Annotated in this window: 21 protein-coding genes; 8 read left to right on the top strand and 13 right to left on the bottom strand. The window is 73.2% G+C overall.

From position 1 onward, the window contains the following. Positions 1-32 precede the first annotated feature (32 nt). Both thpR and R2D22_RS33725 read right to left on the bottom strand, forming a co-directional pair. Positions 33-710 carry an RNA 2',3'-cyclic phosphodiesterase gene (gene thpR / locus R2D22_RS33720; RefSeq protein WP_318108963.1) on the bottom strand — a complete coding sequence of 226 codons (678 nt, stop codon included), beginning with the start codon at positions 708-710 and terminating at the stop codon, positions 33-35. Positions 711-806: 96 nt separating this feature from the next. Next, the gene (locus tag R2D22_RS33725; RefSeq protein ID WP_318108965.1) at positions 807-1,382 is read right to left on the bottom strand and encodes a TerD family protein; all 576 of its coding nucleotides are present in this window, start codon (positions 1,380-1,382) and stop codon (positions 807-809) included. Positions 1,383-1,661: 279 nt separating this feature from the next. Here R2D22_RS33725 and R2D22_RS33730 point away from each other — a divergent pair, with 279 nt between their 5' ends. Next, on the top strand, positions 1,662-2,270 hold the full coding sequence (locus R2D22_RS33730) for a GDSL-type esterase/lipase family protein (protein WP_318108966.1): 609 nt from the start codon (positions 1,662-1,664) through the stop codon (positions 2,268-2,270). Positions 2,271-2,402: 132 nt separating this feature from the next. On the opposite strand, the gene R2D22_RS33735 is transcribed toward R2D22_RS33730, so the two are convergent. Continuing rightward, a complete protein-coding gene (locus R2D22_RS33735) occupies positions 2,403-3,353 on the bottom strand; it encodes a LysR family transcriptional regulator (RefSeq protein ID WP_318108967.1) in 951 nt (316 codons plus the stop codon). Between the two features lie 134 nt (positions 3,354-3,487). Here R2D22_RS33735 and R2D22_RS33740 point away from each other — a divergent pair, with 134 nt between their 5' ends. After that, the gene (locus R2D22_RS33740) at positions 3,488-3,904 is read left to right on the top strand and encodes a nuclear transport factor 2 family protein (RefSeq protein WP_318108968.1); all 417 of its coding nucleotides are present in this window, start codon (positions 3,488-3,490) and stop codon (positions 3,902-3,904) included. A gap of 22 nt (positions 3,905-3,926) precedes the next feature. Here the strand turns inward: R2D22_RS33740 and R2D22_RS33745 are convergent, their stop codons facing one another. The 5 genes from R2D22_RS33745 to R2D22_RS33765 form a co-directional block, all read right to left on the bottom strand. Then, positions 3,927-4,622: a type 1 glutamine amidotransferase domain-containing protein gene (locus R2D22_RS33745; protein ID WP_318108970.1), complete on the bottom strand. Its 696-nt coding sequence runs from the start codon at positions 4,620-4,622 to the stop codon at positions 3,927-3,929. Between the two features lie 311 nt (positions 4,623-4,933). Then, complete coding sequence (locus R2D22_RS33750) at positions 4,934-5,974, bottom strand: NAD(P)-dependent alcohol dehydrogenase (protein ID WP_318108971.1); 1,041 nt, start codon at positions 5,972-5,974, stop codon at positions 4,934-4,936. A 198-nt stretch (positions 5,975-6,172) separates the two neighbouring features. After that, positions 6,173-6,700 (bottom strand): hypothetical protein, encoded by a 528-nt coding sequence (locus R2D22_RS33755; protein ID WP_318108972.1) that lies wholly within the window; start codon positions 6,698-6,700, stop codon positions 6,173-6,175. A 119-nt stretch (positions 6,701-6,819) separates the two neighbouring features. Then, the gene (locus tag R2D22_RS33760) at positions 6,820-8,136 is read right to left on the bottom strand and encodes a serine/threonine-protein kinase (RefSeq protein WP_318108973.1); all 1,317 of its coding nucleotides are present in this window, start codon (positions 8,134-8,136) and stop codon (positions 6,820-6,822) included. A gap of 63 nt (positions 8,137-8,199) precedes the next feature. Then, positions 8,200-8,661, bottom strand: a complete 462-nt coding sequence (locus tag R2D22_RS33765; RefSeq protein ID WP_318108975.1) for a Crp/Fnr family transcriptional regulator — start codon at positions 8,659-8,661, stop codon at positions 8,200-8,202. Positions 8,662-8,855: 194 nt separating this feature from the next. Between R2D22_RS33765 and R2D22_RS33770 the strand changes: the two genes are divergently transcribed. Continuing rightward, complete coding sequence (locus R2D22_RS33770) at positions 8,856-9,554, top strand: NADPH-dependent F420 reductase (protein WP_318108976.1); 699 nt, start codon at positions 8,856-8,858, stop codon at positions 9,552-9,554. A 106-nt stretch (positions 9,555-9,660) separates the two neighbouring features. Here R2D22_RS33770 and R2D22_RS33775 read toward each other — a convergent pair whose 3' ends face one another. The 3 genes from R2D22_RS33775 to R2D22_RS33785 form a co-directional block, all read right to left on the bottom strand. Continuing rightward, entirely contained in the window at positions 9,661-10,953 is a 1,293-nt protein-coding gene (locus R2D22_RS33775) for a serine hydrolase domain-containing protein (protein WP_318108977.1), read from the bottom strand. A 182-nt stretch (positions 10,954-11,135) separates the two neighbouring features. After that, positions 11,136-11,801 carry a response regulator gene (locus R2D22_RS33780; protein WP_318108978.1) on the bottom strand — a complete coding sequence of 222 codons (666 nt, stop codon included), beginning with the start codon at positions 11,799-11,801 and terminating at the stop codon, positions 11,136-11,138. Next, complete coding sequence (locus tag R2D22_RS33785) at positions 11,798-12,925, bottom strand: sensor histidine kinase (protein WP_318108979.1); 1,128 nt, start codon at positions 12,923-12,925, stop codon at positions 11,798-11,800. The genes R2D22_RS33780 and R2D22_RS33785 overlap by 4 nt, the downstream gene beginning before the upstream one ends. Positions 12,926-13,132: 207 nt before the next feature. On the opposite strand from R2D22_RS33785, the gene R2D22_RS33790 reads away from it, so the two are divergent. Further along, on the top strand, positions 13,133-13,570 hold the full coding sequence (locus R2D22_RS33790) for a DUF6223 family protein (protein WP_318108980.1): 438 nt from the start codon (positions 13,133-13,135) through the stop codon (positions 13,568-13,570). A 59-nt stretch (positions 13,571-13,629) separates the two neighbouring features. Here the strand turns inward: R2D22_RS33790 and R2D22_RS33795 are convergent, their stop codons facing one another. After that, positions 13,630-14,613, bottom strand: a complete 984-nt coding sequence (locus R2D22_RS33795) for a helix-turn-helix transcriptional regulator (protein WP_318108981.1) — start codon at positions 14,611-14,613, stop codon at positions 13,630-13,632. Positions 14,614-14,764: 151 nt separating this feature from the next. Between R2D22_RS33795 and R2D22_RS33800 the strand changes: the two genes are divergently transcribed. The 3 genes from R2D22_RS33800 to R2D22_RS33810 all read left to right on the top strand — a co-directional run bounded on the left by R2D22_RS33800 (position 14,765) and on the right by R2D22_RS33810 (position 18,370). After that, on the top strand, positions 14,765-16,177 hold the full coding sequence (locus tag R2D22_RS33800) for an aminopeptidase P family protein (protein ID WP_318108982.1): 1,413 nt from the start codon (positions 14,765-14,767) through the stop codon (positions 16,175-16,177). Between the two features lie 146 nt (positions 16,178-16,323). After that, entirely contained in the window at positions 16,324-17,097 is a 774-nt protein-coding gene (locus R2D22_RS33805) for a methyltransferase domain-containing protein (RefSeq protein ID WP_318108984.1), read from the top strand. Between the two features lie 226 nt (positions 17,098-17,323). Beyond that, positions 17,324-18,370 (top strand): M4 family metallopeptidase, encoded by a 1,047-nt coding sequence (locus R2D22_RS33810; protein WP_318108985.1) that lies wholly within the window; start codon positions 17,324-17,326, stop codon positions 18,368-18,370. 70 nt (positions 18,371-18,440) lie between these two features. Here the strand turns inward: R2D22_RS33810 and R2D22_RS33815 are convergent, their stop codons facing one another. Next, complete coding sequence (locus tag R2D22_RS33815; protein ID WP_318108987.1) at positions 18,441-21,008, bottom strand: phosphocholine-specific phospholipase C; 2,568 nt, start codon at positions 21,006-21,008, stop codon at positions 18,441-18,443. Between the two features lie 265 nt (positions 21,009-21,273). On the opposite strand from R2D22_RS33815, the gene R2D22_RS33820 reads away from it, so the two are divergent. After that, a complete protein-coding gene (locus R2D22_RS33820) occupies positions 21,274-23,565 on the top strand; it encodes a LuxR C-terminal-related transcriptional regulator (protein ID WP_318110143.1) in 2,292 nt (763 codons plus the stop codon). The last annotated feature ends 147 nt before the right edge of the window (positions 23,566-23,712 follow it).

The following is a 23,712-nucleotide window of genomic DNA, read 5'->3' on the forward strand; positions in this document are numbered from 1 at the left end:
TGACGGGGGGTGTGGTGACGGGGGACCGCCGTTCAGCGGCCCTCGAAGTCCCAGGACACGATGTCGCGGTAGCGGATCGGCCCCGGGCCGCGACCGAAGTTGCTGCCGACCAGGTGCAGCCGCGCCGCCCGCCACGGCCGGCCGGTGAACCCCGAGAGACCCTCTGCCGCCGCCACGATGCACGAGGTGTCGTCGCGGCGGGCGCGGGCCAGGGTGAGGTGCGGCCGCAGCGGCCTGCCCTCGAACGGGATCCCGCACTCCGCGACCGCGGCGCGCACCTCCGTGGCGAGCTGGTACAGCCCGTCCAGGTCCCCCTCGACACCGCTCCACAGCACCCGTTCGTCGAAGTGCCCGCTGCCGCGCAATGCCAGCTCCAGCGGCGGGCGCGCCGCCGCGAGAGCCGCGAGCGGGGGCTGGAGCGACGGCACGGTCGTGACCGGGAGTTCACCGAGGAACGCCAGGGTGATGTGCCAGTCCTCGATGCGGTTCCAGCGCATGCGCGGGTACGCCGCGTACGCGGGGCCGAGGGCGCGCGCCAGCTCGTCCTTCGCCTCGTCGGGCGGGGCGAGGGCGATGAACACCCGAATCGTCGCGGCCGCCGGGGGATGCGGGGACTGGATCTGCGGGGTCCGCTCCTGCGCGGGCTGCTCCCGCGTGGGCTGCTCCGCCGGGAGGGCCTGTGGCCCGTGGCCGACCGGGTCGGTCGTCATCGTCGCTCTCCTGCTCGCACTGCGTCCGGCCGCCCTTCCCGGACGCACACCCTCACGCCGGGAAAGGGGCGGCCGTCTCGCACACAGCTGTGTGGCTCAGACGTTGACGCCGAAGTCCGAGGCGATTCCGGCGAGACCGGAGGCGTAGCCCTGGCCGACGGCCCGGAACTTCCACTCGGTGCCGTGGCGGTACAGCTCGCCGAAGATCATCGCGGTCTCGGTGGCCGCGTCCTCGGAGAGGTCGTAGCGGGCGAGTTCGGCGCCGCCGGCCTGGTTGACGACGCGGATGAACGCGTTGCGGACCTGACCGAAGCTCTGGCCGCGGTTGGCGGCGTCGTGGATGGAGACCGGGAACACGATCTTCGTGATGTCGGCCGGCACGGACGCGAGGTTGACCTTGATGGACTCGTCGTCGCCCTCGCCCTCACCGGTGAGGTTGTCGCCGGTGTGCTCGACCGAACCGTCAGGGCTGGTCAGGTTGTTGTAGAAGATGAAGTGCTGGTCGGAGACGACCTTGCCCGTGTCGTTGAGCAGCAGGGCGCTCGCGTCGAGGTCGTAGTCCGCGCCCGTGGTCGTACGGACGTCCCAGCCCAGGCCCACGAGGACCGCGGTCAGCCCCGGCGCCTCCTTGCTCAGCGAGACGTTGCCGCCCTTGGACAGGCTCACACCCATGTCGTCGTCCTTCCGGTCGTGACGTGCTGGAGTGTGTAAATCTACATTGACCGCGCGGGTCGCCGACGGCCGTCCGGAGCGGTGGAACCCGACGAGCCCACGACGGCCGCGGCCGCTCTCGGTGATCGCCCTGGGCGAGGCGGCCGGCGGTGAGGCGCCAGTGGTGCTGATGGGGCGTCAGCTGCCAGGTCTCGTCGGCGGCGATCCCCTGCGTGGTCCACTTGTCCACTCTTTGACCGATGACGAGCCGTTGCCCGGGCGGCCGTTAGGGTCTGCCGGATGATCCAGGACATACGTATCTGCTTCATCGGCGACTCCTTCGTGCAGGGGATCGGCGACCCCGAGTACCGGGGATGGGTCGGCAGGGTGCTGGAGGCCACCGGCGGGGACCTCACGGCCTTCAACCTCGGTGTCAGGCGCAACACTTCCGAGGACGTCGTGCGTCGTTGCCGGCAGGAGATGCTGCCGAGGACACTGCCCGGTGCCGACAACCGGCTCGTCGTCTCCTTCGGCAGCAACGACACGATCGAGGAGAACGGCGCGGTGCGCGTCGATCCGGCCCGGTCCCTGGGGAACCTGGCCACGATCCTGGACGAGAGCCGGCGCAGGGCCGTCGCACCCCTGGTGGTCGGCCCTCCACCGGTCGTCGACGCAGGCCCCGAACACCTGGCGCGCACCGCGAAGCTCGCCGACGCCATGAGCGTGCTGTGCCAGTCGCACCGCATCCCGTTCATCCCCACGACCCACCGCCTGGCCGCGGACCCCGTCTGGACCGAGGAGGCCCTGGCCGGCGACGGCGCCCACCCGGGCAGCGGCGGCTACCGGCGTCTGGCCGATCTCGTCCTGGCGGATCAGTGGCGGGTCTGGATCGCGCAGCCGCAGCCTTGATGGCCTCCGCGGCGGCGGGGGCCTGACGAAGGCCTCGACGAGTGGGGGCTCCACGGCGGCTGACCGTTCGTCGGGCCCGATGGATCTGCGGCCCTGGCGAAGCGCTACCGGATCAACCCTCGCCTCGGGGCGTCACCACGAGCGGCCCGCGGTGAGCAGGGTGTCGCGGACTCGGGTGACGTCGGGGTTGTTCGGGCGGCCGGGGCGTTGGGTCAGGTAGGCGGTGTTGATGGGTGGGTCCTCCGGGGTGTGCAGGGGGACCAGGGTGCCCGAGGCGAGTTCCGGTTCGCAGAGGTAGCGGGGGAGGACAGTGAAGCCGGCGCCCGCGGCGACCGCCGCGAGGACGCCGCGGAGGTCCGGGACCGTGACGGCGGCGGGGCAGGACAGGCGGGTGCCGAAGACGTGGCGCCAGTAGCGGCGGGCGATGGGGAGGTCCTCGGCGTACGTGATCAGGGGGACCGCCTGCAGGGCCGCCGGGACGTCCGCGGCGAGCCTGTCCTTGAGGCGGTCGGCCCAGTCGGGGGCGGCTACCAGGACGAACTCCTCGTCCATCAGCGGTACCGCCGTCAGGGCTCGGCCGCGCGGGCGGAACGTGGCGACGACCAGGTCGTGGCGGCCGGCGCGCAGTTCGTCGAGGAGCGGGTCGGTCAGGCCCAGGGAGACCCGCAGCCGCACGCCGTCGGCCGTCAGCGGTGCGAGGGCGGGCAGCACGCGGGTGCAGAGCAGTTCGGCGGGGCCGGCCAGGTGGACCGGGGTGGCGTGCTCGTCGGGCGCGGCCTGGTGTCCCGTCGTGGCGGCGAGCGCGTCGAGAGGTGAGGCGATCCGGGCCGCGAGGTCGTGGGCGACGGCCGTCGGGGCGACGCCGCGCGGCTGGCGGGCGAACAGCTCGCGGCCCGTCTGGCGCTCCAGGGAGCGGATCTGGGCGGTGACCGTGGGCTGTGAGAGGCCGAGGACTCCGGCGGCGGCGGTGAACGAGCCGGAGCGGTACACCGCCAGGAACGTGCGCAGCAGGTTCAGGTCCGAAACGGGCACCGCGCCGGAAGGCCCCACCGGGGGCGTGCCATCGGGATCCTTATGGGACATGTCGGAACACTATCTGCTTGCCGATGGCTGCCGCGCCGGCCCGCCTGCGGGTCTGGCGGCGCGGTCGGGGCGGGCGTAGTCTCCGGTGCACCTATTCAATTTGTTGGGTACGAGATGAAGCGAGGCGTCCGTCCATGCACACGCACCCCTTCCGCGCCGCGGTCGAGCGCCGCGACGTCGCCGCCATCGAGGCGCTGCTCGCCGAGGACGTCGTCTTCACCAGCCCCGTCGCCTTCAAGCCGTACGCCGGCAAGGCGATCACCGCCGCGATCCTGCGCGGAGTGCTGCGTGTCTTCGAGGACTTCGCGTACGTCCGCGAGATCGCGAACCCGGACGGCCGTGACCACGCCTTCGTGTTCACGGCCACCGTCGACGGTCGTCGGATCCAGGGGTGCGACTTCCTCCACTTCGACGAGGAGGGACGGATCGACGACTTCACCGTCATGGTCCGCCCGCTCTCGGCGGCCAAGGCGCTGTCCGAGGCCATGGGGGCCCAGTTCGAGCGGATCGCCCGCGAGGCCGGGGAGGCGGGGAACTCGGCGGGCGCGTGAGCGCCCCGCCGCCCCGCCGGCGTCAGGCCAGCTTCTTGAGGACCTCGGCCGCGAGCGGGGCGGACGAGGCGGGGTTCTGACCGGTGACCACGTTGCGGTCGACGACGACCTTCGGCACCCACGGCTCACCGACCTGCACGTCCACGCCGGCCTCGACCAGCCGGGACTCCAGGAGCCACTTCGCCCGGTCGGCGAGCCCGCCCTGGGTCTCCTCGGCGTCGGTGAAGGCCGCGACCTTGTAGCCGGCGAAGGCGTTGGTGCCGTCCGCGTGCGTCGCGGCGAGGAGCGCGGCCGGGCCGTGGCAGACGACGGCGACCGGCTTGCCCGAGTCGAGCGCGTCGACGAGCAGCTTGCCGGAGGTGGCGTCGACGGCGAGGTCCTCCATGGGGCCGTGGCCGCCGGGGTAGAAGACGGCGTCGTACTCGTCGAGCCGGACGTCCTCCAGCCGGATCGGGCTCTTGAGCTGGGTGAAGGAGTCGAGGGCCGCGGCGATCCGGTCGGCGCCCTCCTGGCCGCCGTTGAACTCGGGCGCCAGGCTGCCCTTGTCGACGGTGGGGACCACGCCGCGCGGCGTGGCGACGACGATCTCGTGGCCGGCCGCGGTGAACGCCTCGTACGGGGCGACGGCCTCTTCGGCCCAGAAGCCGGTCGGGTGCTTCGTGCCGTCGGCCAGGGTCCAGTGGTCGGCGCCGGTCAGCACGAAAAGGATCTTCGACATGGGTGGTCACTCCGAGGATGCGGGCCGGCCCGGGGCCGGGGAGAGGAGAGTGGGGACAAGGGCCGCGCCGCTCCCGGTGGCGTTCTCGGTGCGGATCGTCGGTGCGGCGGCGGCGACGTCATCGAACCTAGACCCGTCTCGGAGGCGTGACCAATGGGGAAGTCGATGTCCGGCATCGGCTTTCCGATGGATCCGCGGGAATATCCGCGGGATGTCGCACGAGGGGTTACGGACAAGGGTTGACCTGCGGTGACGTGCCATCGCGTGGGTGCGGGCGGTCCCCGGCGGGCGGCGCCCCCGGCTCCCGACGGTCAGCCGTTCGGGAGGATGACGGCCCGGCCGTTCACCAGGCCGTCGTGGAGGCGCTGGTACGCCCTCGGTGCCTCGTCCATCGTGTACGTCTCGACGTGGACGTCGACGCTGCCGGCCCGGGCGAGGTCCAGGACCTCGATCAGTTCGGCCCGGGTCCCCCAATAGGGGGACGTGACCGAGGCCTCGTAGGGCAGGGCCCCGAAGCCCACGGGCAGGGTGCCGCCGCCGAGGCCGACGATGGTGACGTCGCCCTCGACCGCGGCCATCGCGCCGGCGGCCGTCGTGGTGGGCGGGGCACCCACGAAGTCGAGGACGACCTCGGCACCCCGGCCGTTCGTCAGCTCCCGCACCGACGCGGCGGCCGAGGCCCCGGAGAGGACGGTCTCGTGCGCGCCCACGGCCCGGGCGAGGGCGAGCTTCTCCTCCGTGAGGTCCAGGGCGACGACCCGCGCGGCGGTCATCGCGCGCAGCAGCTGGATGGCGACGTGCCCGAGTCCGCCCGTGCCGATGACGACGGCGGTGCTGCCCGGGAGGAGCTTCGGCAGGGAGATCTTGATGGCGTGGTACGGGGTGAGGCCGGCGTCCGTCAGCGGCGCGGCCCGGACGGGGTCGAGAACGCCGAGCGGCACGAGGTGCCGGGGGTTGTCCACGAGCAGGTACTCGGCGATGGCGCCGGGCGCGCCGAGACCGGGCGGCCTGATCCCCAACTCCGCAGCCCGGAGGCAGTAGTTCTCCTTGCCCTGCGCGCACATGTGGCAGCTGCCGCAGCCCCAGGGGCCGTACACGGCGACGGCGTCGCCGACCTCGAACCCGGTGGCGCCGGGACCGAGGGCGGCGACGGTGCCCACTCCCTCGTGACCGAGGGTCAGCGGAAGCGGAAACGGCAGCTGTTCGGCCGGCCAGCTCATGACGGCGATGTCCGAATGACAGACGCCCGCGGCAGTGACCTTGAGAAGCAGCTGCCCGGGACCGGGCTCGGGATCGGGAACGTCGACGACCTCGGGTTCGGCGCCCACGGTCCGGTACTGCAGTGCCTTCATGACGGCTTCCTTCCGGTGTCTCGGCGGGCGCCGTGGACGCCGCGGGAAGGCGACGACTGCTGCGACCCCGGTGGGGATGTGTACCCCCGCACGCCCCTCCCGAGGGCCGCCGTCCCGGTGAGTCCGCGCCGTGGAACGCGCCGCGACGCGTACACCGCGCGCGGCAGGCGCGTCCGGCCGCTCAGCGGCGGACCGGGGTCAGTCGAGCCACTTCCGCAGGAGTTCCTCGCGATCCGCGCGGCGGGGGGAGCCGCCTTCCCAGGCGCGGCCCCAGTCCGACATCGCGGCCAGGGTCGTGTTCAGGGTGGCGGCGCCCGCCGTGAGACGGGTGAGGAGGGTGCGGGACAGGTCGACCTCCGTCTGGGAGTAGCCGACGGCGGCGGCGACGTAGGTGCTCAGTTCGTGGGTTCCTTCGGGGGTTTCCACGGAGACCGTCATCAGGGCGGGGGCGTCGACGCCCGGGCCGATGCCCGACGGCAGGGCCAGTTCCAGCAAGGTGCCGATGGCCATGTCCTTGGCCGCGCCCACCTGTCGCATCAGCGTCTTCACGGGGACGTCCGCCACCGTCAGGGCCCGCACGTCCTCCCACAGATGGAGGCTGGACTGCCCGTCGCCGAGGCCCAGCACGCCCTCGGGGGTCAGGCGCACCCCGGGAGCCATTCCGGACGGCTTCGCGCCCACGTACACGTCGCCCTCGGCGATCCAGAACAGCCCCACCATGGCCATGGCTTTGCTCACTTCCCCCGACGGCGGCGCCGCCGCCGTCGTGTCACACAACAAGCATCCGACGAACGATCAGGTCGCACCCCCAACGTGCGAAGGATCTTCGAGGTTCCCGGCCCGGCCTACGCGAAGCACTCCAGGATCAGCGGCAGGTCCTCCAGCCACTCCCGGAGCTGGGCCCGCCGGCGGGCGGCGAGCAGGATCTGAGGGGCGGCGCCGTTGTGGAGGTGGACGGTGACCCGGAGGTGCTTGGGACCCTCGGGCGCGAACCCGACAGAGTGGATCTCCGCCCAGGCGAACTGCACGTCCCCGGTCTCCAGGCCGAGCATGACGCCCCCGGCGTCGATCAGGAGGGACCGCGTCGCGGCCACCGCGACGAACGCGAGCTCGGCGTCGGCCGGCGAGCCGCCCCCGCGGGCGGCCGCGGTCGGCGCCATGTGCGGCGGGACCGCGTCGGACGGGGGATAGGGGGACGCCGAGTACGGGGACGGATGCGGCGAGGGCGAGAACGGCGAGGGCGAGAACGGCGACGGTGCGTACGCCGAGGGCGGATACGCCGGGGGCGGGGGCGGCGTCACCGCCGGCGGGTACGCCGCCGTGGGGGAGTACGGGGTGGGAACGGGTGCCGCCGTCTCCGGGGCGAACAGGTCCAACAAGCCGTCCGGCGTGGGCCGTTGGCTCGGATCCTTGGCCAGGCACGATGCCACGACCGGCCGCAGGCCGTCCGGTACCGCGGTCAGGTCGGGTGCCTCGTGGACCGACCGGTACATCAGACCCATCGGCGTCCCCGCGCCGAACGCGCTGCCGCCCGCCGCCGCGACCAGCACCGCGCCCAGGGCGAACACGTCGGCGGCGCCGTCGACCTCCTGCCCCTGCGCCTGCTCGGGGGCCAGGAACCCCGGCGTGCCGAAGGCCGTGCCGGTGGCCGTCAGGCGGGTCGACTCCAGCGCCCGCGCGATGCCGAAGTCGAGGACCCGCGGGCCGTCCGCGGCCATGATGATGTTCCCGGGCTTGAGGTCGCGGTGCACCAGGCCGCAGCCGTGGATCGCCGCGAGCGCCTCGGCGAGTGCCGCGCCCAGCTGCCGCAGCCGCGCCTCGTCCATCGGCCCCTCGGCCTCGAGCAGTGCGGACAGCGTGGGCCCCGGTACGTACGCCGTGGCCAGCCAGGGGGCCGGCGCCGCCGGGTCCGCGTCCACCACCGGCGCCGTGTGGAAGCCGCCGACGCTGCGGGCCGCCGCGACCTCGGCGCGGAAGCGCTCCCGGAAGTGCGGGTCGGCGGCGAGCTCCGGGCGCGCCACCTTCACGGCGACCGCGCGCCCGCCGCGGGAGCGCGCCAGGTAGACGGTGCCCATCCCACCGGCGCCCAACTCCCGTTCGACGGCGTACCCGCCGATGCGCTCCGGCAGCCCCGCGCCCGTGCCGTCCGCCCCGTGCCTCATGCGCTGTAAGCCTCCCCCTGTGCTCCGGCGATCAGTATGACGCAGCCGCCCGCACGAGGCCGGTCAGGCGAGGATGCCGCTGCCGTGCGGGGCGTAGAGGTCGAGGAGGCGGACCCGGGTCACGTGGAGCCGGTGTGCCAGGATCCGGCCGACCCAGAAGAACACCGCCGCGCCGAACTCCGGGTCCGTGTGGCACATCGACCGTACGGCCGCCGCGTCGAACTCGTGGGCCCGGACCGGGGTCATCGCCTCCGCGCCGGATTGGCACAGGTGCGGCGGGAAGAGCCAGGAGAGGCCGACCAGTTCGCCGTGCCGCAGCGTCTCGATCACCGGAGCGCCGCGGCCGGGCACTTTGGCGTCCAGGGTGACCGCGCCCGTCTTCACGATCCAGAACCGGTCGGCGCGCTCCTGCTCCTCGAAGAGCCGGTGGCCGGACTCGAAGTACACGTCTTCCGCGAAAGCCATCAGCCGTTCCCGATGCTCTGCCGGAAGCGTGCTGACCTTGGGGACGGCGGCGGTGCTCATGACGGCCTCCTCGGAGCGGAGCGGTGGTGTCCCGACTCCAGTGTCCGTCCACGGGGCCGGTTGTCCATGTATGTGTACGCGAGGTCGCCGCCGGGATACTTTCCGTGGTCGGAGTTGTTGTCGCTCCACGTCGCTCCACGTCGCTCCACCGATGTCGCTCTGTCGCTCCGTGCTTCTTCGAAAGGACCTTTCTCATGCGCTACGCAGTTCTCGGGACCGGTGCCGTCGGTCGGGCCCTCGCGGGCAAACTGGCCTCGTTGGGGCACGAGGTCGCCGTCGGCACCCGTGACCCCGAGGCCACGCTGGCCCGCGTCGGCGCCGACGCCCACGGCAATCCGCCGGTCGGTGAATGGCTGGCCGACCACCCGCAGGTGCGGCTGCTGGCCTTCGCCGACGCCGCGGAGTCCGCCGAGGTCGTGGTGAACGCCACGGCGGGCGTCGACTCGCTGCGGGCCCTGGAGGCCGCGGGTCGCGACCGGCTGGCCGGCAAGATCCTGATCGACGTCTCCAACCCGCTCGACTTCTCCCGGGGCATGCCGCCGCACCTCGACCCGGTCGACACCGACAGCCTCGGCGAGCGGATCCAGCGGACCTTCCCCGAGGCGAAGGTCGTCAAGACGCTCAACACCATGAACGCGCAGATCATGGTGGACCCGTCCCGGGTGCCCGGCGCCCACGACGTCTTCGTCTCCGGTGACGACGACGGCGCCAAGAAGACGGTGGCGCAGCTGCTGATGTCCTTCGGCTGGCCCGAGGAGAGCGTGATCGACCTCGGGGACATCACCAGTGCCCGCGGCGCCGAGATGGTGCTCCCGATCTGGCTGCGCCTGATGGGCTCGCTCGGTCACCTCGACTTCAACTTCCACATCCAGAGCGCCCGCCCCAGGGCCTGACCGGCAGGACGGAAGCGGCCCGGGGAGCGGTGGTCAGTCCGCTCCCCGGGCCGCGCAGGCGGTGACGCAAACCGGTCAACCGTCAACCGGTCGATCGGTCGACCGGTCAGCGGTTCTCAGGCAGGTCCGCCTCGGCCTTCGCCGGCGCCGTCGGCGTGGGCAGGGCGCGGGCCGTCGCGGGCTTCTTGCCGCAGAACGCGGGCTCCAGCGTGCCGCCCAGCGTGGTGTTCACCTCGCCCTTGTTGGACGTGTTCGCCATCGCGGCGAAGCTCCGCCGGCCGTCCCGGGTCGCGAAGGCGTACGTGTAGAAGCCCTGCACCGTTCCGGTGTGCCCGTAGACCTGCACGCCGCAGGAGAGGTCGTAGCGCCGCAGGCCGAGCCCGTAGTGCCGGCCGTTGACGGGGTCGGTCGGGGTGACCGTGGTCATCGCGTCCATCATCCGCGGCGACAGCAGCCGGCCCTTCATCAGCGCCGCCATGAACCGGCTGAGGTCGACCGGATTGGAGATGACCGCGCCCGCGGACTGCGCCCAGGAGACCGTCTGCTCCGTCGAGTCGACCAGCGCACCGCCGGCCTCGTCGGGGTGCAGGTAGCCACGGACGTGCAGGCCGGAGATCCGGGTCCCGGGGTGGACGTACGAGGTGTTCCGCAGGCCCAGCGGCTTGAAGATCCGGTTCTCGTACTCCGTGGCCACCGGCTTGCCGGTGATCTTCTCGATGAGCATGCCGACCACGACGAAGTTCGCGTTCGAGTACTTGTACGCGACGCCCGGCTCGGTGGTGCGGGGCAGCTTCAGGGAGAGGGCGACCAGCTCCTGGTACGTGAACACCCGCTTCCGCACGGCCTCGAAGCCCGGCACCGTCTTCTCGAACATGGGGTCGGTGTACTCGGCCAGGCCGCTGCGGTGGGTGAGCAGGTGACGGACCGTGATGCGCTCGTCGGGCAGCAGCCCCGGCAGGTACCGGTTGACCGGCGCGTCGAGTTCGACCTTGCCCTCGTCGACCAGCTGGAGCAGGACCACGGTCGAGAACGTCTTGCTGACGCTGCCGATCCGGAACCGCGCCCTGGTGTCCATGGCGGCACCGGTGACCCGGTTCCGGACTCCGGCCTTACGGATGCTGACGCCCTCGGGGCCGCTGAACCGGGCCATCGCGCCCGGCGCTCCCTTTGCCAGGGCGGCGTCGAGCACCTTGGCCACGCCGTCCATGTCGGGAGCCGGCACCGGGGCCGGTGCCGCGGCGGGGGCGGCCTTCGGCGTGGTCGCGGGCGCGGCGTACGCGCTCGTGCCGGCGGCACCTCCGACGAGCGCGGCGATCAGGGTGGCGCTCACGGTCAGGCGGCGCCGGCGCTGGGACAGCGGGGACTGCGGGGACGACGCGGACAGCGGAGTCAAGGGCACGTTGCTTCCTCGGCTTCGTTCGATGGGATCCGGAGATCGGGCTGCGGCGGCTTCGGGAACTCGGGTCGGCAGACGCGATGTTCCCCGCCTCCAACGATCAGGAGGGGCAACCGTGGCGGTCGGTTCCTGACAATCCACGAATTTCCGTGGTCGATCTCCATCGAACGGCCCTGTGCGACCGGTCAGCGGCCGCCGGGCGAGACGAGGCCGGATTCGTAGGCCAGGATGACGAGTTGGGCGCGGTCGCGGGCGTGGAGCTTCACCATCGCCCGGTTGACGTGGGTCTTGGCGGTCAGCGGGCTGATCACCATCCGACCGGCGATCTCGTCGTTCGACAGGCCCTGCGCGACCAGGACCACGGCCTCGCGCTCGCGGGCCGTCAGCTCATGGAGGCCCGCGTCCGCGTCAGAGCGGGGCGGCGGCTGGGTGACGTACCGGTGGATGAGCTTGCGGGTGATGGAGGGGGCCAGCAGCGCGTCGCCGCGCGCCGCGACGCGCACGGCGTGCAGGAAGTCCTCCGGGACGACGTCCTTGACCAGGAAGCCGGCCGCGCCGGCCCGCAGCGCGTCGAAGACGTACTCGTCGAAGCCGTAGTTGGTCAGGATGACGACGTGCGTCCCGGCCAACTCCGGGTCCGAGGCGATGCGTCGGGTCGCCTCGATGCCGTCCATGACCGGCATCTGCACGTCGATCAGCGCGATGTCCGGCCGGTGCTCCCTGACGAGGGCCACCCCCTCCGCCCCGTCGCCGGCCTCGGCCACCACCTCGATGTCGTCCTCCATGTCGAGGAGCGCGCGGAACCCGCTGCGCAGCAGCCGCTGGTCGTCCACCAGCAGGACACGGATCACGACGCCTGCTCCACGGGGAGTTCGGCCTGGACGGTGAAGCCGCCGCCACTGCGCGGCTCGGCCCGCAGCCGGCCGCCGAGCGCGGTGACACGTTCGCGCATCCCGAGCAGTCCGACGCCGGGCACCGGGGCGTCGTCCGAAGTGGCCCGGCCGTCGTCGTCGATGCGGATCGCGAGCACGTCCGGGCGGCAGTCGATCCGGACCGAGGCCGTGTCGGCGGCGGCGTGCCGGGCGATGTTGGTGAGCGACTCCTGCACGATCCGGTAGACGGTCCGGTCCACCGCGGCCGGGACGTCGAGCGGCCGGCCCTCGATCGTCAGCGAGGCGTCGAGGCCGATCGTGCGGGCCCGTTCCACGAGGTGCGGCACGTCGTCGAGGCCGCGCGGCGGGCTCGTGTCGTCGTCGCGCAGCGCCTCCAGGGTGGCGCGCAGTTCGCGGGCCGCCTCGCGCGCGGCCTCCTGGATCGCGAGCAGCGCCTCCGGCACCTCCTCGCCGCGCTTGCGCGCCACGTGCACGGCGACCTCGGCCTGCACCTTCACGATCGAGATCTGGTGGGTGAGCGAGTCGTGCAACTCACGCGCGATGTGCAGCCGTTCCTCGTCGGCACGGCGCCGCGCGGTCTCCTCCCGGGTGCGCTCGGCCTCGTCCGCCCGTCGCTCGGCCTGCCGCAGCGCCTCGCCGGCCGCGGCGGCCGCGACCAGCCAGGCGATCTCCAGAGCGCCGCGGGCCTGCGCGAACGCCTCGCCCGTGTCGTGCAGCCCGGAGGCCAGGGCCGCGAGGGGCAGTGTGGCCAGCACGGCCACGCTCGTCACCGCCGTGACGACGCGCCGGCCCTCCCGTACGGCGGCGTACACGGCGAAGAGGAACGCCACGGCGGGCACGTCGAAACCGGCCGCCTGGTACCCCACCGCGCACAGCGCGGTGACGATCAGGACCGGTACGGGAGTCCGGCGGCGCGCGACCAGCGCCAGGCCGCCGGCCGCGAGCAGCACGTAGCCGAGCAGGTCGAGGCCGGCGGCGGAGTGCCGCCCGGACAGGCCGGTGATCAGCAGCGTCGCCGCGACGCCCACGGCGATCGCCGCATCCCTCACGCCGTCCGGGACACCGGACCACCATTTCCGCATGCGTGCACCGTAGCCGTCGGAAGCCCCCGGGCGAGTCCCGCCGGCGGATGAGCGGCCGGCTACCGCGTTCGCAGTACACGGTCGTGGTCTACGGCGTTCGTGGCAGCGCGAAGTGTCCGCGTCCGCCGGACGACCGGGGGCGGGTCCGGCGGACATGCTCGAAGCGTCCCGTTCCGATGGGGAGCGACGAGGATCAAGGAGCACGTCATGTCCGTCCGTACTGTGCTTGCCGTGGCCGGAACCGTCCTGATCGGCGGCCTCGCGCTCGCCGAGCCGGCGGCGGCCGCCGCCGCGGAGGCGTCGGCCCGGCCGGTCGCCGCGAGCGTCTACACCCTGAGCGTCGGGCGGGTCGGATCCTCCCTGGCCGCGGTGGTCGGGCTGTTCGGCGCGGTCAACGGTGGCCTGGCGCTGGCCGGCCGCACCGGCAGCGGCCACCTCGCGACCTGGGTCAGGCGACGGGGGATCGTCACGGCCCTGGTGGCCGGTGTGATCGCCGTGGTCGTCGGCGGGCTGATCGCGGCCACGGCCGAGGGCGGTCTGGGCACCGGGAACGGTCTGGGCGGCGCCTTCGTGGCCATCATCGTCGGCCTGGTCGCGCTCGTCCTCGGCGCTACGGCCCGCTCACGCGGCCGCACCACCGTCTGACCGCCGCACGTCTGACCGCCGCACCGCCCGAGCACCGGGCCGGTCGGCAGCGCGCCGGATCACAACCACCCGGCGCGCTGCGCCTGGAGGGCCATCTGGAAGCGGTTCGCCGCTCCGAGGCGGGCCATCAGGATCTGGAGCCGGCGGAAGAACGTGCGGCGGCTGATGCCGAGTTCGCGGGCGATGATCTCGTCGCTCGCGCCGCCGGCCAGGAGCCGGAGCAGCCGCCGGTCGGCGGGCGGGAGGCCGGCCGGGCGGGTGGCGCGGCCGTGGAAGGGCAGGGCGGTCTGCCAGGTCTGCTCGAACAGGGCGATCAGCGCGGAGAGCAGGCCGCAGGGCTGCACGACCAGCATCGTGCTGTGCACGTCCGCCTCCTCGATGGACAAGGACACCAGCGCGTACGCCTCGTCGATGATCACCAACTTCACCGGCACCGCGGGCAGCACCCGTGCCTGCTCGCCGGCCTCGATGCACGGCTCGATGGCCGTCTCCAGCTGACCCGGCTCCTCCAGCGAGGCCCGCGAGTAGACGACCCGCTGCGTCACGCCGCGGGCGAGGGTCGCCAGCGCGTCGTCGGTGGCGCCGGCCAGCGGGAAGTACGGCGGCGAGTCGAGCTGCCGGATCTGCTCGCGGGCGCTGGCCCAGGCGTGGCGCATCCGCGGGCCGATGGCATCGCCGGTCACCACCTCGACGAGGTTGTCGTGGTGCGCGGCGAACCGCTGCCGGCGGAACGACTCGAACGCGCCCCCCACGGTGAGACGCGACTCCTCCAGCTCGGCCGCCCGGTGCCGGGCGAGGATCTCCAGACCGGCGGCGGGCGGCACCGGCGCCACCACGTCCGCGCCCTCCTCGGCGGCGCTGGCCAGACCGGCGTCGACCAGCCGGCCGTACGCCGTGGTGAGCTCCTCGCCGGCCAGCCCGGCGGCGGTGCCGATCGCGCCGAGCGGGGCGGGGGCCAGTTCGAGGAGCGCCAGGTAGACCCGGCCGGCCGCGCCGTCGATCCCCAGGAGTCGCAGGGCCTCGCCCAGTTTCGCGTTCGCCATGCACGCAATTATCGACGCTCGCGGGCCTGCGATGGCCGATCGGTGCCACTGGCACCGCGGAGCCCCTGGAGGGTTCTCCACGGCAGTACCGTCCGGGAGCCGCCGAGGCGCTCGCACGGCGGCCGAACCCATCCGGAAGAAGGTGCACGACGTGGCGAAGGCCCGGAAGAACGGGATCTACTCGGGGATCTCCGAGGAACTGTCCGCTCTGATGCGGACGGGCTGGGCGGACACCGAACAGCACGACCTCCAGCTCGACGAGCAGGCCCCGTACGCGGCCGCTCGCCGCGCCGCGCTCTCCGCGCGCTTCCCCGGCGAGCGCCTGGTCGTGCCCTCGGGGAACCTCAAGGCCCGCTCGAACGACGACACCTACCCCTTCCGGCCGTACACCGGCTACGTGCACCTGACCGGCGACCAGGCCCGCGACGGGGCCCTGGTCCTGGAACCCCGCCCGGACGGCGGCCACGACGCGTACTGCTACCAGCTGCCCCGCGACAGCCGGGACACCGACGAGTTCTGGATCGGCTACACCGCCGAACTCTGGATGGGGCGGCGCCGCTCCCTCGCCGAGTCGGAGCGCGTGCTCGGCCTGCCCTGCCGCGACGTCCGCAACGCCGCCGCCGACCTCGCGGCGGGCGCCGGCGTGCCCACCCGCATCGTCCGGGGTGTCGACCCGACGCTCGAATCAGCGGTGAGCACCGACGAGCAGCGCGACTCCGACCTCGAGGAGGCGCTGAGCGAGCTGCGCCTCGTGAAGGACGAGTGGGAGATCGGCGAGATGCGCAAGGCGGTGGACTCCACCGTGCGCGGCTTCACCGACTGCGTCCTCGAGCTCTCGCGGGCCGTCGCCTCCTCCGAGCGGTGGATCGAGGGCACCTTCTTCCGCCGCGCCCGCGTCGAGGGCAACTCCGTCGGCTACGGCTCGATCTGCGCCGCCGGCGAGCACGCCACGATCATGCACTGGACGGACAACGACGGCCCGGTGCGCCCCGGCGACCTGCTGCTGCTCGACGCCGGTGTGGAGACGCACTCCCTCTACACCGCCGACGTCACCCGCACGCTGCCGATCAGCGGCACGTTCACGCCCGTGCAGCGCAAGGTCTACGAGGCGGTGTACGAGGCCCAGGAGGCCGGAATGGCCGCGGTCAAGCCGGGGGCCGCGTACCGCGACTTCCATGTGGCCGCCCAGCGGTACCTGGCGGAGAAGCTGGTCGAGTGGGGCTTCATCGAGGGCCCGGCGGACCGCGCGTACGAGCTCGGCCTGCAGCGCCGCTTCACCATGGCCGGCACCGGCCACATGCTCGGCCTGGACGTCCACGACTGCGCGGAGGCGCGCAACGAGGAGTACGTCGACGGCGTGCTCGAGCCGGGCATGGTGCTCACCGTGGAGCCGGGTCTGTACTTCCAGCCGGACGACCTCACGGTGCCCGAGGAGTGGCGCGGCATCGGCGTCCGGATCGAGGACGACCTGCTGGTGACGGAGGGCGGCCACGAGAACCTGTCGGACGGCCTGCCGCGGTCCGCGGACGACGTCGAGGCGTGGATGGCCCGCTTCGCGGGCTGACCGCGGACATGACGGAAGCCCCGGTGCCGGACACGGGGGATACCCGGCACCGGGGCTTCCGTTGAATACTGTACAAGACTTGGAGCGATGCTCGAACCAGGGTGCCGGTTGACTTCAGGTCGACCTGAAGCGGCAGCGTGACGGTCATGACCGACGCACTGCGGCGCGGCGATTCCGTGCACCCCGCCCATCGGCTCCTCGCCGCCCTCGACGCCTTCGACGAACTGCCCGCGGCGCGCGAACTGAGGGCGCGTTCCTACGAACTCCTCGCCGCCCGGTCCGGCAGCCGGATCGTCGACGTCGGCTGCGGCGCAGGCCGTGCGGTGGCGGAGCTCGCCGGCCTCGGGGCCCGGGCCACCGGGATCGACATCGAACCCGGGACGGTCGCGGAGGCCCGCAGGCGCCGTCCCGACGCCGACGTCCGGACCGCCGGCGCGTACGCGCTGCCCTTCGGGGACGGCACGCTCGACGGCTACCGGGCCGAGAAGGTCCTGCACGAACTCGACGATCCGCGCCGTGCGCTGGCCGAGGCCGCCCGCGTCCTCGCCCCCGGCGGGCGGGCCGTCCTGATCGGCCAGGACTGGGACACCTTCGTCATCGACGCCGACGACGCGGACCTCACCCGGCGCCTCGTCCACGCGCGCGCCGACCGGGTCCCGGGGGCGCGGACCGCCCGGCGCCACCGGAACCTGCTCCTGGAGGCGGGGTTCCGCGAGGTCGAGGTGGAGGTGCGGACCGGGGTGTTCACCGGGGAGGTGGCCCTGCCCCTGCTCGCCGGGCTTGCGCAGGGTGCGGCGGAGTCCGCCGCGGTCCGCCCCGAGCAGGCCCGGGCGTGGCTCGCCGAGCAGCAGGAGCGGGCGCGGGCGGACCGGCTCTTCGTCGCGGTGCCGCTGTTCGTCGCCTCCGGGGCACGCGCGTAGGCCCGTGGGGCCGCCCTCAGGCAGCGTGCCGGGAGGGGCGCGCGGCAGCGGCGGCGTGGAACCACCAAGATCCCCCTGTCGGGCGCGGGGCGCGGCCCTCGGTAACGGGCGTCACCTGCCATGTACCTGGTCAAACCGGGGGTGCGTACGAAAGGATCACGCCCGCACCACACCACCCCCCGCTTTTCGGCTTTCCACCACCCCACATCCCAACGGGAGGATGTACATGGCTCGCCGCATACCCCGCGGTCTGCTCGCCGCGGCCACCGCCACCGTGGCCCTGATCGTTCCGGCCGCCTCGGCCTCGGCCTCGGGGACCGTCCCCGCAGCGACCGGGCCCCAGGCCCGGGTCTTCATGGTCAACCCCGTCCAGTCCTCGGGCGACCAGTCCCTGACGGACGGCAAGGACGCGGCCTCCGCCGTCCCCGCCTCCGCCTACGCCTCGGCGGTCCTGCGCAACCTGGACGCCAGTGGCGGTCTCTCCGGCCGCTGGGCGTCCGTCAGGTCGGACACCGGCGCCTCGGCGAAGGTCGCCGACGCCGCCTCGTACGACCGGCACGACGACCAGTTCGAGCAGGTCATGGCCTACTTCTGGGTCAACGAGGCGCAGGAGTACCTGCAGGGCCTCGGCTTCGGCAGCGAGCTGCCGGGCGCCAACGACCGCGTGCAGCCGGTCCGCATCAACCAGTGGGGCGCGGACAACTCCTTCTTCACCGACAAGAAGGCCGAGATCCGCTTCGGCAAGGGCGGCGTCGACGACGCCGAGGACGCCGAGGTGATCGTGCACGAGTACGGCCACGCCGTGCACCACGCCCAGGTGCCCGGTTTCGGCACCTCCGTGGAGGCCGGCTCGATCGGCGAGGCGTTCGGCGACTACCTCGCCGTCGAGGTCGGCAGCAACGCCGCCGCCCGGTACGGCTGGCCCCTGAAGGCCGACCTCGCGTGCGTCGCCGACTGGGACTCCGTCCCGTACAGCGGCGCCCCGCACTGCCTGCGCCGCATCGACGGGAACAAGACGTACGCGGACCGCACCGGCGAGGTCCACGCGGACGGCGAGATCTGGTCCCGCGCCCTCCTCGACATCCGCACCGCCCTGGGCCCGCGGGTGGCCGACCGGATCATCGTCAACGCCCAGTTCGGCTTCGCGCCCGACACCAGCTTCTCGGCCGCGGCGAACACGACGATCGCGACGGCGCAGCGCATGTACGGCGCGAGCGCGGCGGACGCGGTCCGCACCGCGTTCAAGGCCCGCCAGATCCCCGGCATCCAGTAGTACGGGGCGCCCGCGGGTCCCGGAGGCGGCCGTCCGCCGCCTCCGGGACCCGCGGCACACCGGCCGGGGGTCACCAGCCCAGCGGGACGACCTCCGCCGCCGACGTCCACGGGCCGCGCCCGCCGGCCTCGGTCAGCGCGACGAGCCGCACGTAGCGGGCCTGGGACGGCGCGCACCGGATGTCCTTCGGCGTGGCGTCGTCCGCGAACACCCCGGACGCCACCCGTGTGCCCCAGCTCTTCCCGTCCGAGCTCAGATACAGCTCCCACGACCCGACGCGGCCGTTGGGACCGTCCGTGCGGGGCACGTACCGCAGTCCCGTCACCGTACGGGCGAAGCCGAGGTCGAGCTGGATCTCGTGGGGCAGCGGCGCGGCCGTGCCCGTCCACTTGGTGTGCCAGATCGTCGCCGTGCTGCCGTCGACCGCGTTCGCACCGGCTCCGTTCTCGCCGCTCACCTCCTGGCTGTCGACGAAGGCCACGGTGCACGGCAGGGCGCCGGACGCCATCGTGGGGTCGCTGGTGCCGGGCCGGCCGGTCTCCATGTGCCCGGCGAAGCGGCGCAGGAAGCCGTCCGTGGTGTTCGCGGTAGCCGTCAGGTCGTACCAGTGTCCCGTGGCGGCGACGCCGTACGTGTCCTCCGCCCGGGCGCCGGGCGCGAGCGTGTGGGTGCGGGCCGGTATCGCACTGTTCCCGGAGCGCACGGTCACCGTGCAGGACGCCGAGCCGCTGTTCGTCAGCACCAGCACCACCGAGTCCGTGCCCGGTTCATGTCGGAGCGTCACCTCCGGGTTGGCGTTGCCGGTCGTGGTGGCGGTGGTGCGGTTGCCGGCGAAGCGGCGCAGGAAGCCGTTCGGCCCGTACGCGGTGAGGTCGTACGCGCCCGTGGGCGTGCCCGCCACCCACGTGTCGGACAGCGTCTTGCCCGCCTCCACGGTGTAGCGCCACGGCCCGTCGGTGCGGAACCGGTTCGCGTACACGCCGAAGTACGCCCCGGTCGTGCCGGTGTTGACGAAGTCGATGACGAAACCGCCGCCGGTGGCCCGCCCGTCGGCGGCGAGCGCGTACGGCAGCGCCCGCGCCGGCCGGACCCCGGGCTCCTGGGCGGGGAACTTCTGGGTCGACGGGGGAGTCCGGTAGGTGCCGCGCGGGCCCTCGACCGCGACCGGCGTCGGCAGCGCGGGGAACGCCGGGACGGCCGTGCCGAAGTCGAAGGCGCTCATCAGGTCACCGCACACGGCACGGCGCCAGGGCGAGATGTTCGGCTCGGCCACCCCGGTCCAGCGCTCCAGGAACCGGAGTACGGAGGTGTGGTCGAAGACCTCGGAGCAGACGTTGCCGCCACGGGTCCACGGCGAGACGACGATCAGCGGCACCCGCGCGCCGAGGCCGATCGGGGCGCCGGTGACGATCTCGCCGGTGTTCGGCACGGTGCTGATGCCGTCGCTGCCGTCGCCGATCACGGGGGGCGAGGGCGGCGGGACATGGTCGAAGAACCCGTCGTTCTCGTCGTAGTTGATCAGGAAGACCGTCTTGTTCCACACGTCCGGGTGGGCCGCGAGCGCGTCCAGCAGCTTCGAGATGAGCACCGAGCCCTGCGAGGGACCGTTCGTGGAGTGCTCGCACTCCAGGGTGTTGGCGACGAGCCACGACACCTTCGGAAGGCGGCCGGCCGCCACGTCGGCGCGGAACGCCTGGGCGAGCGTGCCGCTCGGCTCGCGGCGCAACGCCCGGTCGTACAGACTGCGTTCGGCGGGCGTGAGGGTCGCCACGCCCTGCGCGAGCTTGGCGAGCAGGTCGTCGCGGCCCGCCGGGGTCGCGGCGAGGACGGCGTTGTAGAACGCCTCGACCTTCGCGTGACCGGTGTACGCCAGCGCCTTCTTGCCCACGTCCACGAAGGTCTTGAAGTACTCGAGCGGGTTGTCCGTGAAGTTGTCCCACTCCTGGTAGACCCTCCAGCCGACGCCCGCGCCCTCCAGCCGCTCGGCGTAGGTCGACCACGTGTACCCGGTGTGGTTCGGGTTGCCGTACGGAGCGTTGCCGGTGGCCCAGGTCGTGGTGCCGGGCTCGTACCCGATCTTCCCGGAGAACAGGTAGTTCCGGTTGGGGTTCGTCGGCCCCATCTCCGCGCAGTGGTACGCGTCGCAGACGGTGAACGCCTCGGTGAGCGCGTAGTGGAAGGCCAGCTGGTCGCGGCGGTAGCCGGACATCGTGTTGGTGCCCTTGGCGGGCACCCAGTTGTCGAACCGGCCCTTGTTCCAGGCGCTGTGACCGTCCGTCCAGCCGTGCGGGGTGCCCGCCATGTGCTGGTCTTCGACGGCGTAGGGGAGCACGTACCCGTCGGGGTGTCCGGTCTTGAGGTTGGTGGTCACCGCGGCCGGCTGGTGGAACACCGACCGCCCGCCGGGGACCGTGATCGCGGCCGGGTCGTTGAACCCGCGCACCCCACGCAGCGAGCCGAAGTAGTGGTCGAACGAACGGTTCTCCTGCATCAGGATCACCACGTGTTCGATCATCTCGAGCCCGCCGGTCGGCGCCTCCGCCGCGAGCGCGCGCTGGACGCTCGGCGGCAGCAGTGCGAAGGCCCCGGCCGCCGCGGTGCTTCCGGCCGCGAGCCCGAGAAAGCTTCTCCGGTCCATCGTCGTGTTCCCCTCCTGGTCGCATGGCTGTGCGTCGACGTACGTCGCGCGGACGCCGACCACGGAAGGCTGGAGCAGGGGGATGGCCGGTCGCTTGCGTCCGCGTGAACACTCGTAACGGGTCTGGTCCTTGAGGGCCGCGTTGAAACCTGCGCGAACCTGTGTGATTTCGCGAAGGTTCCGCACAGGCCCCGAGAACACCTGTCGCGCTTACTCTGGGTGCCGAACGAGGCACGGACGGCCGACGACGGTCGCGGGGGTGGCGATGGGATTCGGGTTCGGGCAGCGGCACGGCGGCCGGCTGCCGGTCGAGCGGACCAGCTTCGTCGGACGGGCCGGGGAACTCGCCAGGGTCGCCGCGGCGTTGACCGACGCCCGGCTCGTCACGCTGGTGGGGCCGGGCGGAGTCGGCAAGAGCCGTACCGCGCTGCGCGCCGCCGCCGGGCTCGCCGACACGTTCCCGGACGGGGTGTGGGTGGCCGAGTTGTCGGCGCTGCGCGACCCGGCCCTGGTGCCCGCGACCCTCGCCTCGGTGCTCGGCCTGCCGGAACAGCCGGGCATGCGGCCGCTGGACGCGATCGTCGCGCATCTGCGGGACCGCCGCCTGCTGATCGTGCTCGACACCTGCGAACACCTCCTCGACGCCTGCGCGCTGCTCAGTGACGCACTGCTCGGCGAGGCCGCCGGCGTCCGCGTCCTCGCGACCAGCCGGCAGCCCCTGGACGCGCCCGGCGAACGCTGTCTGCCGATCGCGCCGCTCGCCCGCGACGAGGCCGTGGAGCTGTTCGTCGATCGCGCCGCCGGGGCGGTGCCGGGATTCACCCCCTCCGGCGTCGACCGGGACGTGCTCGCGACGCTGGCGGAACGGCTCGACGGGATCCCGCTCGCGCTGGAGCTGGCCGCCGTACGGCTCAGGGCGGTGCCGCTCGCCGAGCTGGTCGGCCGGCTCGACGACTCCTTCGACGTCCTGATCGCCGGCCGGCGCACCGCCCCGGCCCGGCACCAGACCCTGCGCACCGCCATCGACTGGTCCTACGAACTGTGCACCCCGGCGGAGCGGTTGCTCTGGGCCCGGCTGTCCGTCTTCGCGGGCTCCTTCTCGCTGGTGGCGGCGGAGCGGGTGTGCGCGGACGAGGAGCTGCCGCACCGCGCGGTCCTCGAGGCGCTGATCGGACTCGTCGACAAGTCGGTCGTGGGCCGGGCCGGCGACGAGGGCGAGCGCTACCGGCTGCTCGACACGCTGCGCGCGTACGGCGCCGAACGGCTCGCTGCGACGGAGGGCGACGCGTCCCTGGCCGAGCGGCATTTCGCCCACTGCCAGGAACTCGGGTGGCGGTTCTGGGACGGGCTCGTCACGCCCCGGCAGGTCGCGCTGCACCGCGAGGTGCGGGCCGAGACCGCGGACATCCGGGCCGCGCTGCGGTTCGCGTTCGCCACCGAGGGACGGGCCGTCCGGGGACTGTGGCTGGCGACGCAGCTCACCCCGTACTGGCGCGCGGCCGGCACCTTGTCGGAGGGCCGGTACTGGATGCGCCAGGGACTGGCGCTGGTGCCCGAGGACTGCCCGGAGAGGGCCTGGGCGCTGCTGCTGAGCGGTGTGTCGGCGGTGTGGGCCGGTGATCTGGCGGAAGCTCCGGACCTCTTCGTCGCCGCCCGTGAGGTCGCCCTGCGCTGCGGCGAGGAGCGGGTGACGATGTTCGCCGAGCCGTACGTCGGGGCGATGCGCGCCTTCGGCGGCGAGGTCGAGGAAGGGCTCGCCGCCATGGAGCGGGGGAGGCTGCGCATCGTGGCGGCCGACGACGCCCTGGGGATCGGCGTGGTCCACTACGAGAGCGCCCTGCTGCGGGCCGTGTTCGGCGACGCCCGCGGGGCGCTGGAGCTGTGCGGGACGGGCCTCGCCCGCCTCGAAGGCACCGGGGACCACCAGCTCCGCGCCTCCACTCTGGCCGTGCAGGGCTTCATCCTGTGGCTGGACGGTGCCTACGACCGCAGCGAGGCGCCGCTGCGCGAGGCGCTGGAGGTCGTCAGCGAGATCGGGGACGTGCTCGTCGCCGCGCTGTGCTGCCTCGGCCTCGGCTGGCACGCGGCCCGGCAGGGCCGGTACACCAAGGCGGCCTGGCTGCTCGGTTACGCGGAGGGCGCGCGCCTCCTCGGCGCGGACCCGGTCGCGATGCTGCCCTCCCTGCTCGAGGAGCGGCAGGCCGTGCAGAGGGCCGTACGGGCCGCGCTGGACGAGGCGCTGTACGAGCACTGGCGCGCGATCGGCGCCCGCATGTCGGGCACGGAGGTGCTCGCCGCCGTCCGCGCCGACGCCGACGTGCCGCCGACCGCGCGACCGCTGCCCCCCGGCCGGAGGCAGGGGCCGGCGCGGGCGCCGGGGGAGGACCTGACCCCCAGGGAGCGGGAGGTCGCCGGGCTCGTCGCGCAGGGCCTGTCCAACCGGGAGATCGCCGAGCGGCTGGTCATCTCCAAGCGGACCGTGGACACGCATGTCGAGCGCATCCTCGCCAAGCTCCGCGTCACCTCGCGCACCGCCCTGCGGACCGTGTCCGGATAGGTACGTATACGTATGACGCGCAGACACCGATGCGTTCGGCCGGGTGGTCGGTGAAGCTGCGGGCGCGGGAGTGCGCGGCGGCCCGGTCGGCGGGGTCGCGGCGCGCCCCCGCCACCCGCACGCAAGCCGCCCCGCGCGCCCGGACCG

Origin of the sequence: Streptomyces sp. HUAS YS2 (assembly GCF_033343995.1) — a bacterium.
In the GTDB taxonomy this organism is placed as follows: domain Bacteria; phylum Actinomycetota; class Actinomycetes; order Streptomycetales; family Streptomycetaceae; genus Streptomyces; species Streptomyces solicathayae.